The following is an 11,737-nucleotide window of genomic DNA, read 5'->3' on the forward strand; positions in this document are numbered from 1 at the left end:
GCAGGGGGCCGGGCATCTTGGTGCCCCGGCGGGGGCGCGTAAAGAGTCGCGCAGACCGTATCCGTGGCGCGCCCCGCCCGTCGGGGCCCGGGATGTGCGCGCCATCGCGCCGGCGACGCGTCGGCCGCCACAGTCCCGGATCGCACGCCTCTGGCCGGCATTGTCGCCGCGCCGGTCCGCTAGAATCCGCCTCCGAACCCCGCGCGGTCGCCATCGCGACGCCGGGACGGCCGCCGCGGGGGTGGCCGGATGTCGCAGGATCCGCCGTGACGCTTCGAGTGTTCGCCACCATCGCGCTGCTGGGAGTCCTCGTCGCCGCTCTGGCGATGTGGCGCCCGGCTGCGCCCGGTGTGGCGGACGCCGGTTTCGATCCGGTCCGCTTCGACGACGCGGACACGCGGTCGCTGCCGTTCCGTGCGGGCCTGCCGGACACGGCGGACCCGATCCGCCGCGAATCGGCATCGGCCTGGCCGCAGACGACGCGTCCGCTGCCGCGCGAGTTCGAACAGGCGCCCGATCTGTTCGCGTTCCGCCAGCGCCTGCAACCGCTGGCGACCGCCGGCGATGCCGACGCGCGCTGGCTGCTGAGCCGGGTCGACGAGTACTGCGCGGGGTTCGCGCGTGATCCGGCCGGTTTCGACCGAGACAGTGCGCTGATCCGGGGCCTGCAACTGGACGCGGCACGCGCGCTGGGCGCGGCGCGCGACCGCATCGGCACGCGCTGCGGCCGGTTCGTGCCCGACGACGCGGCGACCTTCGTGCAACTGGTCGAGCAGCGTCAGGACGCCGCCGAGGCCGGCAGCCTTGCCGCCGAGGCTGCGCTGCTGGCGATGGGCGCGCCGCTGCACGACGACATGGATTACCGCCGCGATCTGGTCGGTCGCGTGCAGGCCTCGCGCGACCCGGAGGCCTTCGTCGCGCTGGCGCCGGCGATGGGCGTGGCCGCCAGCGGCGACGTCGCCCTGGCCGATACCGTCTCCGGCACACAGGCCAGCGAATTCGCCTGGCAACTGGCCGCCTGCGACCTGGGCCTGGACTGCAGCGCCGACGGCGCGCTGATGACCCAGTACTGCGCCAATGGTGGCGTCTGCGCGCGTGATGCGCGGCAGGACTTTTCCTCGTTCGTGCGCGACGCGGCGGTGCCGCGGCAGGGCGCGGAAGAGATCGATCGGATGAAGAACGCCCTGGTCGAGGATGCCCCCGCATCCCGGCAACTGCTCGGAATGGTGACACCATGAAACGCATGCTCCCCCGCAAGCTCCGCTTCTGGCTCTGGGCCGCGCTGTTCGTCGGCTACTCGGTGGCCGTCGCCGGTGTCGTCGTCGATGCGGTCGGCGAAAACTACCGGCGCCTGTCGGATGTCGCGCGCACCACGACTGCGGCGCCGGTCGAGCAGCGCCAGCTCGGCGCCGCGCAGATCGCCGCGCTCTACCGCGCGCAGAGCGCCACGCCGTTCCTCGCGCTGCCGCCCGGCAGCACGTTCCGGGTCGTGTGGCCCGACGGGTCCACCGAACTGGTGCGGATCGTCAGCCAGTCCAGTCCGCACGGCGCGGTGCCGGTGGACGGCAGCCAGATCGAAGCCGCGCCCGTGCTCGACCGCGCACAGGCCGAACTGCAGGTCGTGCCGGTTTCGGTCGCGCCGCCACAGACGCAGTCCGCCGCGGACTGAGCGCTTCGTTCAACCGGCGCGCCGCACGCGTGCGCGCCGTCGGCGTTCGGCCACGCCGGCCCAGAACACATGGCCGTGGAACTGCAGCAGGCTCAGCGCCAGCAGCGTCCATGCCAGATCGAGCGTCAGATACGCACCGGCCGCGCGGTTGAGGCCCTGCCACGTCGAGCGCCGCATCGCCAGGCTGCCTTCACCGAGCAGCGCGTGCAGCGCCTGGCCGGTCGACAGCGACGTCCAGCCGCCCTCGCGCAGCAGGCCCCAGGCGCCGTAGCCCAGACAGGCCACCACGGCCAGCGCCCAGCCCACGGCCAGCCACATCGAGATGCCATGCACGGCGCGGATGCGCGGCGACAGCTGCACCGCGCCGGTCGACCACGCCAGCGTCAGCAGCAGGGCCAGTTGCAGGAACACCATCGATCGGAGCCTCGCGGCAGGGCGCCGCAGGATGACCGGCCGCCGCCCGTCGCGGCATGAAGGCCGCAGCGGGCGTGTATCCTGACGCCCCTCGCGCGGGCCGCGCGATCGCGGACCCACGCGTCCGCCCCCACGCGCTTCGCGCCTTCTAGACCTGCAGACACGATGACCGGCGCTTCCAATCCGTCCAGCGGCACGCGTGCCGATACGTACGCGGCATCGTTGCGCCTGTCGGTCGCGCCGATGATGGACTGGACCGACGTGCACTGCCGGCAGTTCCACAGGCTGCTGGCGCCGGGCGCGCGGCTGTACACCGAAATGGTGCACGCCAAGGCGGTCATCCACGGCGATCGCACGCGGCTGCTGGCGTTGACGCCCGAGCAGGCGCCATTGGCCCTGCAGCTGGGCGGCAGCGAACCGGCCGCACTGGCCCAGGCCACGCACATCGCCGCCGACCACGGCTTCGACGAGGTCAATCTCAACTGCGGCTGCCCGTCCGACCGCGTGCAGGCCGGGCGGTTCGGTGCCTGCCTGATGCGCGAGCCGGCGCTGGTCGCCGAGTGCGTGGCTGCGATGTCAGCCGCCAGCGACGTGCCGGTGACGGTGAAATGCCGGCTCGGCGTCGACGACGATGCCGATTACGACGTGTTTGCGGACTTCGTCGATGGCGTCGTCGCAGCCGGTGCCGCGATGGTCGTCGTGCACGCGCGCAATGCCTGGTTGCAGGGGCTCTCGCCGAAGGAGAACCGCGACATTCCGCCGCTGCGCTACGACTGGGCGTACCGGCTCAAGCGCGAGCGTCCCGGTCTGCCGGTGGTGATCAACGGCGGCATCGCGACGCGGGAGGCGGCGCTGGCGCAGCTTGACCACGTCGACGGCGTGATGCTCGGCCGCGCGGCGTATCACGACCCCTACGTGCTGCACGCGCTGGATGCGGCGCTGTCGGGCGGGCCGCTGCAGCCGCGCGCGGACCTGCTGCGCGCGCTGCGTCCCTATGTCGAAGCGCGGATGGCCGATGGCGTTGCGCTCAAGCACATCGTCCGCCACGTGCTGGGGCTGTTCCACGGCCAGCCCGGCGGACGCCTGTTCCGGCAGGTGCTCAGCGAGGGCGCCCATCGCCCGGGCGCGGACTGGCAGCTGGTCGAGCAGGCCTTGTCGGCGACCGAACACGCAGGTGCGCGCAGCGCCGCCTGACCGGAAGGTTTGCGGCGCCGTGCCGATCGGGCCATGATCGGCGGCCGTCCGAAGCTGAACGCAGACAGCCTTGTCAACGAAAAGTTAAGGACGGATTCACCGCCTTCGCCCGACCATCTCAAGCCCGATCATCGACCCGTCTCCAAGGAGCGGCCGTGCCTGTCCCGTCGTCCCGCCGACTGCCCCGAACCGTGATCGTGACGCTGCTGTGCGTCGCGACGAGTGCGGTCGTGGCACAGGAGCCGCCGCCGAAGGGCCCGGCCCAGCGCGGGCCGGAGATGCGTGCGTCGATGACCCGGCCGGAGATGTCGGGTCGCCAGCGGGTCCGTGACTCGATGACCGAATCGGTCCGCCGGATCGAACGCACCACCCGCGGTCGCGTGCTCAACATCGAGCCGATGCATTCGGACGGGCGCGACCTCAACCGCGTGAAGGTCATGGACGAGAGCGGCCGCGTGCGGATCTACGTCGACGATCCGAACCGTGCCGCCCGTGCACGCGGCGACGACGATTGATCCTGCATCCTCGCCCCCATTCACGGCCGGTCCGGCCGTCAGTCCGGAGTTGACCCATGCGAATCCTGCTCGTCGAAGACGAAGCTCCCCTGCGTGAGACCCTCGCCGCGCGCCTGAAGCGCGAAGGCTTCGCCGTCGACGCCGCACAGGACGGCGAGGAAGGCCTGTACATGGGACGCGAGGTGCCGTTCGACGTCGGCATCATCGATCTGGGTCTGCCGAAGATGTCGGGCATGGAGCTGATCAAGGCCCTGCGCGAGGAAGGCAAGCAGTTTCCGGTACTGATCCTGACCGCGCGTTCGAGCTGGCAGGACAAGGTCGACGGCCTCAAGCAGGGCGCCGACGACTACCTGGTCAAGCCCTTCCACGTCGAGGAACTGCTGGCGCGCATCAACGCGCTGGTGCGTCGCGCCGCCGGCTGGAGCAAGCCGACGCTCGAGTGCGGCACGGTCACGCTCGATCTGGCCGCGCAGACCGTCAGCGTCGACGGCAAGAACGTCGATCTGACCAGTTACGAATACAAGGTGCTCGAGTATCTGATGATGCACGCCGGCGAACTGGTGTCGAAAGCGGATCTCACCGAGCACATCTACCAGCAGGATTTCGATCGCGATTCGAACGTGCTGGAAGTCTTCATCGGCCGCCTGCGCAAGAAGCTCGATCCGGAAGGCACGCTCAAGCCGATCGAAACCGTCCGTGGTCGTGGCTATCGCTTCGCGATTCCGCGCAACGGCGAAGGATGATCCGGCGACGCCAGGCGCGGATTTCCGCACTGGCGCCGCGTGCGTCCGCCGCGCGGGTGCGCCGGCGGACGGTTGCACCGGTCTGAACGATGGCGGGCGATAACCGCATCTCCGCGCGGTTGCGACCGCGTTCGCTGCGAGCACGCCAGTTGCTGGCGGCAAGTCTCGGCCTGCTCGCGTTTCTTGCGCTGGCCGGCTACGCGTTGGATCGCGCCTTCATCGACGTCGCCAGCGAAGGCCAGCGCGAACGTCTGCGCAACTACGTCTACTCCTACGCGGGCGACATCGAGTTCCTGCGCGGTGGCGAGCTGTATCCCTCCGAATCGCCGCCCGACGAGCGTTTCCAGCGGCCCGGCAGCGGGCTTTACGCCGAGGTCGTGTTGCCGTCCGGCGATTCGTGGACCTCGCGCTCGGCGTCTGGCCCGCAGTTGCCGGACGCGGCCATGCTGTCCGCGCGCGAGGAGAAGTTCGAAGGGCCGCTGCCGATGGTGCAGAGCAACGGCACGCCCGGCGAGGTGTACCGCTACGGGCTGGGGCTGGTCTGGGCGCCCGACGGGCGCAGCGACAACGAGTTCGCCTACACGATCTACGTGATGGAAGACGCGGGCATCATCCCGCGCCAGGTGCGCGTGTTCCGCGCCGCGCTGTGGGTCAACCTGGGCGTGGCGGGCCTGATCCTGTTGCTGCTGCAGGGCCTGATCGTGCGCTGGAGCCTGTGGCCGCTGCGCCGTGTCGAACACGAGCTGGTGCGCGTGCAGCGCGGCCAGTCCGAGCGCATGGGCATGCAGCATCCGCGCGAGCTGCAGCCGCTGACCGAAAGCATCAACGCGCTGATCGAAAGCGAGCGCGAGCATCTCGTGCGTCAGCGCAACACGATGTCCGATCTCGCCCACAGCCTGAAGACGCCGCTCGCGGTGCTGCGCTCGCGGCTCGACGCCGGCAGCGGCGATGCCGAGCTGCGCGAGGAAGTCGAAACCCAGCTGCAGCGTATGAACGATCTGGTGACCTACCAGCTCGCGCGCGCCGCTTCGAGCGGTCACCAGCTGTTCTCGGCGGCGATCGAGATCGAACCGCATGCCGAACAGATCGTGCGCGGCCTGGAAAAGATCTATGCGGCCAAGGGCGCGGTCTGCGAATTCGAGATCGAGCCGAGCGCGCGCTTCCACGGCGAGCCGGGCGACCTGCAGGAGCTGCTCGGCAACCTGCTCGAAAATGCATTCAAGTGGGCGAAGTCGCGCGTGCTGCTGACCGTACGTCCGGGCGAGACGGCGCCGAACCGCAGGCCTGGACTTGTGCTGGTGGTCGAGGACGACGGCCCGGGCATTCCGCCCGATCGCGTGGCGGCGGTGCTGCAGCGTGGCGTGCGCGGCGACGAGCGCGTGCAGGGGCATGGCATCGGTCTGTCGATCGTGCAGGACCTGGTGCACAGCTATCGCGGCGAGCTCAATGTGGGCCGGTCCGAGGAGCTGGGTGGCGCCTGTTTCTCGGTGCGCTTGCCGCCGGGGTTCTGATCGGCGGTTGCGGCGGCGTTCGTCTGTGGGCGCATGCACGACGCGCTCGCTGGCGCGCCTTGATGTGGGAGCGCGCTTGCGCGCGATTCCGACAGTGCTTCCGCGGCTGGACCTTTGGATCAGGCGCGAGCGCGACTCTTCGGTTGCTGTAACCCGTGTGCGTGTTGCGGGAAAAATGCCGAAGCGAACGGCCAGTGCAGGGCTTTCGCCCGCTGCGCGTGCGAGTTTCTTTTGGCGGGACCCAAAAGAAACCAAAAGGTCCCTTCGCCGGACGCGATCCGCCGCGGTAGAGCTGCGGCGGTTCCCTGCGCGCTTCGCCTGCCGCGGCACGCAGCCCAAACTCGCTGCGCTCAGACATGGGCTGCTCTACGACCGCGTCAGGCTCCAGTGCTCGGCTCGCTTTACGGCTCGCAGATCAAGGTCAAAGGCTGAAGCCGAAGCGGCAGCAACAGAAGCAGCGGCCCAGGACGCGTGCCTTTGACCTGATTGTGCGAAAGCAGGAAAGAGGTCCGTACCCGCCGTCGGACGATCACACCTGCGATGCGGCGTCCATCGGCGATGTGCCATAGAGGCGCACCAAGTGCGCAGCAACGTCGGGCAGGACTTCACGCAGCAGCGCGGGCGCACTGAAGTGGTACTCGCTGCAGACGGCGAAGAATTCCTCGGGGGCCTCGGCGGCGTAAGGATCGATCGGCAGGTCTTCGCCGCCATCCACGCGTGCGACGAAGGCATCGAAGCTGCGCTGGAAATCCCGGGCCCAGGCGCGCTGCCAGTCGCGTGGCAGGGGCGGGGTGCCGTCGAGCACGCCGTCGAGGGCATCGATCTTGTGCGCCATCTCGTGCACCGCGACGCAGAAGCCGGCATCGGGTTCGGCGATGTCGGCTTCGACATCGGCCCAGGACAGCACCAGCGGGCCGCTTTCCCAGGCCTCGCCGATCAGTTCGTCGTCCCACTCGTGCATCACGCCGGCGGCGTCGACGTGGCTGCGGTTCACGCGGAACGCGTCGGGATAGACGATCAGCTGCGACCAGCCGTGCAGGCCTTCTTCGCCGAACTCGAGCAGCGGCAGGCAGCACAGCGCGGCGAGCGTCAGGCGCGCACGCGCGTCGAGCTGCAGGCCGGCGACGGGCGTGATCGACTTGCGGTGCAGGAACAGCGCGGCCAACGCGCGCAGGCGATCGCGGCGGTCGGCATCCAGCCGACGCACCCACGGCAACCGGTCTGCGATCGCGGACCAGTCGGTATCGGAAATCGGAGGGGGCGCGCCTGCGAACAGGCGGCGGATCAGCGCTCGCACGTGCCGGTGGAATCCGTCAGCGGAACATGCCCGGCAGGAAGCTGTGCCAGCGCGGGCCACGCACCGGGCTGTCGACCTCGCCGCCGCCGGTTGCGGCCGCGCGGGTCTTCGACGCGCTGCCCGCAGCGGGGGCGCGGCGCACGGCCGGGGTGTCGAGCAGCGTTTCGGACTGCGGCGTGCTGGCGGCGGGCGGGCACGGTGCGTCCGTGCCGGCCTCGGCGGTCGCGGTACGGGCGACGGCCGGCAGGCAGGCGCCCAGCAGCAGCAAGCAGACGATCAGACGTGCGGACATCGGAGGACCCCGGCGGGAAGCGGACGCACAGCCCGTCGATCATAGCGCAGGTGCCGCCCGCGCGACGCTGCGTCGCAGCAGCGGGCGACACCCGGTGCCGCGCTCGCCGATAATCGGGCGATGTCCGTGTCCAGAGCTTCCTCGCCCGTGGCCGATGCCGCGCCCGAACGCGCGCTGCTGCAGCGCCTGATCGCCGGTCCCGTGTCCGGGGATGCGCTGGCGCGCGAGGCCGGCCTGACCCGGGCCGCGGTCTGGAAGCGCATCGAAGGGCTGCGCGAGGCCGGCGTGCCGATCGTCGCGCGACCCGGCACCGGATATGTGCTGGCGCAGCCGCTGTCACTGCTCGATGCCGACGCGATTCTCGATGCCCTGCCGGTGGCCGCACGCACGCGGATGGCGGCGCTGGACATCGCCTGGACCCTCGATTCGACCAACGCCGAACTGATGCGCCGCCCGATGCCCGGCGCGAACGCCGAAGTCCTGCTGGCCGAACGCCAGACCGGCGGACGCGGCCGGCGTGGACGCAGCTGGCAGTCGCCGCTGGCCGCGCATCTGTACCTGTCGCTGCAGCGCGGCTTCGAGGGCGGGCTCGCGCGGCTGGGCGGGCTGAGCCTGGTGGCCGGCGTCGCCGCGGTCGAAGCGATCCGCGGGTTGGGCATCGAGGCGGTACGCCTGAAATGGCCCAACGATCTGGTCGTCGTCGACGCGGCGGGCCTGCGCAAGCTCGGCGGCATCCTCGTCGAAGGCGGGGGCGAGCATGCGGGGCCGGTGCGCGCGGTGCTCGGCATCGGCGTCAACGTGCGCATGCCCGACGCGCAGGCGGCGACGATCGACCAGCCCTGGACCGACCTGTCGCAATGCTGCGCCGGCACGCCGCCGACGCGCGACGCCGTCGCCGCGGCCCTGCTCGCGGCGTGGCTGCCGGCGCTGGACCTGTTCGATCGCGAAGGCCTGGCGCCGTTCCGCGCGCGCTTCGCCGCGATCGACGCGCTGGACGGCGCACCGGTCGCGCTGCACAACGGCAACGAGACGCTGCACGGCACCGCGGCCGGCATCGCGGACGACGGCGCGTTGCGCGTGATCGTGGACGGTGCCGTGCGCGCATTCCATGCCGGCGAAGTCAGCGTGCGTCGGGCGCCCACGCCATGAGTACCTGGCTGTTCGACCTCGGCAATACCCGGCTGAAATTCGCGCCGCTCAACGGCGACGGCCGCGTCGGCGCGGTGCAGGGCACCTCGCACGTAGAAGGCGGCTTCGACCCCGACTGGCTGGAACGGTTGCCGGCGCGCATCGACACCGCGATCGTCGCGAGCGTCGCGGCGCCGGCGCTGCGGATGATCCTGCTCGACGCGCTGGCCGCGCGCGGCGCGCAGGTCCAGCTGGCGCAGACGCTGCCCACGCTCGACGGCCTGACGATCGCCTACGCCGAGCCGGCGCGCTTCGGCGTCGACCGGTTCCTCGCATTGCTGTCCGCGCACGCCGAGGGCGGCGCCGCGCTGGTGGTCGGCGTCGGCACCGCGCTGACGGTCGATCTGGTCGATGCACACGGCCGGCACCGCGGCGGGCGCATCGCCCCGTCGCCGACGCTGATGCGCGAGGCCCTGCACCGTCGCGTCGCCCAGCTCGCGCCGACCGGCGGCGTCTACGCGGAGTTCGCCGACGACACCGAGGATGCACTGGCCTCGGGCTGCGAAGGCGCCGCAGTGGGCCTGATCGAACGCAGTCTGCGCGAAGCGGTTGCGCAGCTCGGCGCGAGGCCGCGGCTGCTGGTGCATGGCGGGGGCGCCGATGCGCTGCGCGCGCATCTGCCCGAGGCGCATTGGCGCGCCGATCTCGTGCTGCACGGGCTCGCGCGCTGGCAGCGCGCCAGTGCCGGCCTCGCCGCGCCGGAAGGCTAGACTCGCGCCATGCTGCTGCGCGCACTCGTCGTCCTGCTGGTGATCCTCAACTTCGGCGTCGCCGTGTGGTGGGCCCTGCGTGGCGATCCGGGCGACCCCGCCGCGTTCGCCGACCCCGGACCATCGACGCTGCAGCTGGTCGGCGAGCCGTCCGCGCCGGCGCCGGCGCGTGCAGTCGACGCCGTCGCGACGCAAGTCGTCGCGCTTGAAGCGCCCGAGGCTGCAGCGGACGCCGAGGCGCCCCTTGCGACCGAGACCCCTGCGCCGCCCGCAGGCGATGCGCGGTGCGTCGCCCTCGGTCCATTCCCCGACGCGGCCAGCCGCGATGCGGCGCTGGCACAGCTGGTGTCTTCGGTCGCACGCATCGCCACGCGCGAGGTCGGCGAGACGCCACGCGGCTGGCGGGTGTGGATGGCGCCACTGCCGGACCGCGCGACCGCCGATGCCACCGTTGCGCGTCTGCTCGACGCCGGCTTCAACGACTACTACGTGATCGCCGACGGCGCGGACGCCAACGGCATCGCGCTCGGTCGTTTCGGCAGCGAAGCGCCGGCGCGCAACCGTGCCGAGGCCCTGCGCGCCGCGGGCTTCGCGGCCGAGGCCGCGCCGCTCGGCAGCACGCTGACGCGCTACTGGATCGACGCGATGGCCGCCGAGGGCGTCACCGCCGAATCGCTGCGCGTACGGGCTGGCGCGACGCGCGTGGAGACGCGCGACTGCAACGCGCAATGGGTTGCAGGTTAGAATCCCGCCGCGGCCTCGCGCCGCATGCCATGCCGGCATAGCTCAGTTGGTAGAGCAACCGCCTTGTAAGCGGTAGGTCCCCAGTTCGAATCCGGGTGCCGGCACCAGTTTCGCGATGCCGTCCCGCGCCCGCGCCCCTGGCGCCTCCCCACGGCCGCTCCGGCATCGATGCCTCCGTCGCGCCCCGCGCGCCGGCCCGGTCCTCGCACAGGAGCTCGCATGCAGCAGACGTATCCCCCGGTCTCGATCTTCGGCGTGCCCACCGATGTGGGGGCCGGTCGTCGCGGTGCCTCGATGGGTCCAGAAGGCCTGCGCGTCGCCGGTCTGGTCGAAGCGCTGATCGCACGCGGCGTCGACGTCGCCGATCTGGGCGACCTCAAGGGGCCGAAGAATCCGTGGACCGGCCCGGAAGCGGGTTACCGGCACCTCGACGAAGTGGTCGCATGGAATCGCGCGGTCCTCGACGCGTCGTCCGCCGAACTCGCGCGCGGGCGCATGCCCATCATGCTCGGCGGCGATCACTGCCTGGCGATCGGCTCGATCGCCGCCGTGGCGAACCACTGCCGCGCGAACGGCCGCAAGCTGCGCGTGCTGTGGCTGGACGCGCATACCGACTTCAACACCTCGCAGATCACGCCGTCCGGCAACGTGCACGGCATGCCGGTCGCGTGTCTGTGCGGCATCGGCCCCGACGTGCTGACGCGCCTGGGTGGCGAGTCGCCGTCGATGCAGGTCGCGCAGTTCCGGCAGATCGGCATCCGTTCGGTCGATCCGGACGAGAAGCGCATGGTCAAGGAGCATGGCCTCGACATCTACGACATGCGCTACATCGACGAGGTCGGCATGCGCCGCGTCGTGGAAGAAGCGCTGGAAGGACTCGATGCCGACACCCACCTGCACGTGAGCTTCGATGTCGACGTGCTCGACCCGACCATCGCGCCGGGCACGGGCACGCCGGTGCCCGGCGGCATCAACTACCGCGAGGCCCAGCTGATCATGGAGATGATCGCCGACACCGGCTGTCTGGGCTCGCTGGACATCGTCGAGGTCAACACGGCGCTCGACCAGGGCAACACGACCGCCGAGCTGGCGGTCGATCTGGTCGAGAGCCTGTTCGGCAAGTCGACGCTCATGCGCGACTGATCGATGCGCATGAGCGGGCGACGTCTTCACGCCGCACGCGCATCGTTGAACGCGTCACCGGATGGGGTTTCGGGTCCACGCCGGCTTCACGTCGGCGGTTCCTAATATCCGCGCCATGGTTGCGATGTCGCAGCCGTTCGCAACGACCCGGAGAATCCCATGAAGCGTATGACCGCACTGCTGCTGCTCGCCATGTTCACCGTCGGCACCCTGTCCGCCTGCAACACCATGAAGGGTGCGGGTCAGGACGTGCAGAAGGTCGGCGAGAAGGTCGAAGACAGCGCCAACCGCACCGGCGGCACGACCACGCGTCCCTG

Annotated in this window: 14 protein-coding genes and 1 tRNA gene; 12 read left to right on the forward strand and 3 right to left on the reverse strand. The window is 70.9% G+C overall.

From position 1 onward, the window contains the following. Window positions 1–266 precede the first annotated feature (266 nt). Both E2F49_RS16080 and E2F49_RS16085 read left to right on the forward strand, forming a co-directional pair. A complete protein-coding gene (locus tag E2F49_RS16080) occupies window positions 267–1,238 on the forward strand; it encodes a hypothetical protein (RefSeq protein ID WP_243713635.1) in 972 nt (323 codons plus the stop codon). Then, entirely contained in the window at window positions 1,235–1,669 is a 435-nt protein-coding gene (locus tag E2F49_RS16085; protein ID WP_425481408.1) for a hypothetical protein, read from the forward strand. The genes E2F49_RS16080 and E2F49_RS16085 overlap by 4 nt, the downstream gene beginning before the upstream one ends. Before the next feature lie 9 nt (window positions 1,670–1,678). Here the strand turns inward: E2F49_RS16085 and E2F49_RS16090 are convergent, their stop codons facing one another. Further along, window positions 1,679–2,083, reverse strand: a complete 405-nt coding sequence (locus E2F49_RS16090; protein WP_133394831.1) for a hypothetical protein — start codon at window positions 2,081–2,083, stop codon at window positions 1,679–1,681. Window positions 2,084–2,248: 165 nt separating this feature from the next. Here E2F49_RS16090 and dusA point away from each other — a divergent pair, with 165 nt between their 5' ends. The 4 genes from dusA to E2F49_RS16110 all read left to right on the forward strand — a co-directional run bounded on the left by dusA (window position 2,249) and on the right by E2F49_RS16110 (window position 6,046). Further along, window positions 2,249–3,277: a tRNA dihydrouridine(20/20a) synthase DusA gene (gene dusA, locus E2F49_RS16095; RefSeq protein WP_133394832.1), complete on the forward strand. Its 1,029-nt coding sequence runs from the start codon at window positions 2,249–2,251 to the stop codon at window positions 3,275–3,277. Window positions 3,278–3,468: 191 nt separating this feature from the next. Then, window positions 3,469–3,792, forward strand: a complete 324-nt coding sequence (locus tag E2F49_RS16100) for a hypothetical protein (protein WP_243713636.1) — start codon at window positions 3,469–3,471, stop codon at window positions 3,790–3,792. Between the two features lie 56 nt (window positions 3,793–3,848). Continuing rightward, entirely contained in the window at window positions 3,849–4,535 is a 687-nt protein-coding gene (locus tag E2F49_RS16105; RefSeq protein WP_055246303.1) for a response regulator transcription factor, read from the forward strand. 89 nt (window positions 4,536–4,624) lie between these two features. After that, window positions 4,625–6,046: an ATP-binding protein gene (locus E2F49_RS16110; RefSeq protein ID WP_133394833.1), complete on the forward strand. Its 1,422-nt coding sequence runs from the start codon at window positions 4,625–4,627 to the stop codon at window positions 6,044–6,046. A 529-nt stretch (window positions 6,047–6,575) separates the two neighbouring features. Here E2F49_RS16110 and E2F49_RS16115 read toward each other — a convergent pair. Next, window positions 6,576–7,343 (reverse strand): M90 family metallopeptidase, encoded by a 768-nt coding sequence (locus E2F49_RS16115; protein WP_425481409.1) that lies wholly within the window; start codon window positions 7,341–7,343, stop codon window positions 6,576–6,578. 16 nt (window positions 7,344–7,359) lie between these two features. After that, complete coding sequence (locus E2F49_RS16120; protein ID WP_133394834.1) at window positions 7,360–7,635, reverse strand: hypothetical protein; 276 nt, start codon at window positions 7,633–7,635, stop codon at window positions 7,360–7,362. A 120-nt stretch (window positions 7,636–7,755) separates the two neighbouring features. Here E2F49_RS16120 and birA point away from each other — a divergent pair, with 120 nt between their 5' ends. The 6 genes from birA to E2F49_RS16845 all read left to right on the forward strand — a co-directional run. Further along, the gene (gene birA, locus E2F49_RS16125; RefSeq protein WP_133394835.1) at window positions 7,756–8,784 is read left to right on the forward strand and encodes a bifunctional biotin--[acetyl-CoA-carboxylase] ligase/biotin operon repressor BirA; all 1,029 of its coding nucleotides are present in this window, start codon (window positions 7,756–7,758) and stop codon (window positions 8,782–8,784) included. Beyond that, complete coding sequence (locus tag E2F49_RS16130) at window positions 8,781–9,533, forward strand: type III pantothenate kinase (RefSeq protein WP_133394836.1); 753 nt, start codon at window positions 8,781–8,783, stop codon at window positions 9,531–9,533. The genes birA and E2F49_RS16130 overlap by 4 nt, the downstream gene beginning before the upstream one ends. 9 nt (window positions 9,534–9,542) lie before the next feature. Further along, entirely contained in the window at window positions 9,543–10,277 is a 735-nt protein-coding gene (locus E2F49_RS16135; RefSeq protein WP_133394837.1) for an SPOR domain-containing protein, read from the forward strand. A 31-nt stretch (window positions 10,278–10,308) separates the two neighbouring features. Then, window positions 10,309–10,384, forward strand: a tRNA-Thr gene (locus E2F49_RS16140). Window positions 10,385–10,496: 112 nt separating this feature from the next. Continuing rightward, a complete protein-coding gene (gene rocF, locus E2F49_RS16145; protein WP_133394838.1) occupies window positions 10,497–11,420 on the forward strand; it encodes an arginase in 924 nt (307 codons plus the stop codon). A 228-nt stretch (window positions 11,421–11,648) separates the two neighbouring features. Next, window positions 11,649–11,737: entericidin A/B family lipoprotein (locus E2F49_RS16845; protein ID WP_425481410.1), on the forward strand; the 89-nt coding region annotated here is incomplete at its 3' end.

The sequence above is a fragment of the Luteimonas terrae genome (assembly GCF_004358165.1).
In the GTDB taxonomy this organism is placed as follows: domain Bacteria; phylum Pseudomonadota; class Gammaproteobacteria; order Xanthomonadales; family Xanthomonadaceae; genus Luteimonas; species Luteimonas terrae.

Coding starts and splice junctions, on each gene's coding strand:
- E2F49_RS16090 (WP_133394831.1), bottom strand. CDS start 2,083: ATGGTGTTCCTGCAACTGGCCCTGCTGCTGACGCTGGCGTGGTCGACC.
- dusA (WP_133394832.1), top strand. CDS start 2,249: ATGACCGGCGCTTCCAATCCGTCCAGCGGCACGCGTGCCGATACGTAC.
- E2F49_RS16110 (WP_133394833.1), top strand. CDS start 4,625: ATGGCGGGCGATAACCGCATCTCCGCGCGGTTGCGACCGCGTTCGCTG.
- E2F49_RS16085 (WP_425481408.1), top strand. CDS start 1,235: ATGAAACGCATGCTCCCCCGCAAGCTCCGCTTCTGGCTCTGGGCCGCG.
- E2F49_RS16105 (WP_055246303.1), top strand. CDS start 3,849: ATGCGAATCCTGCTCGTCGAAGACGAAGCTCCCCTGCGTGAGACCCTC.
- rocF (WP_133394838.1), top strand. CDS start 10,497: ATGCAGCAGACGTATCCCCCGGTCTCGATCTTCGGCGTGCCCACCGAT.
- E2F49_RS16135 (WP_133394837.1), top strand. CDS start 9,543: ATGCTGCTGCGCGCACTCGTCGTCCTGCTGGTGATCCTCAACTTCGGC.
- E2F49_RS16120 (WP_133394834.1), bottom strand. CDS start 7,635: ATGTCCGCACGTCTGATCGTCTGCTTGCTGCTGCTGGGCGCCTGCCTG.
- E2F49_RS16130 (WP_133394836.1), top strand. CDS start 8,781: ATGAGTACCTGGCTGTTCGACCTCGGCAATACCCGGCTGAAATTCGCG.
- birA (WP_133394835.1), top strand. CDS start 7,756: ATGTCCGTGTCCAGAGCTTCCTCGCCCGTGGCCGATGCCGCGCCCGAA.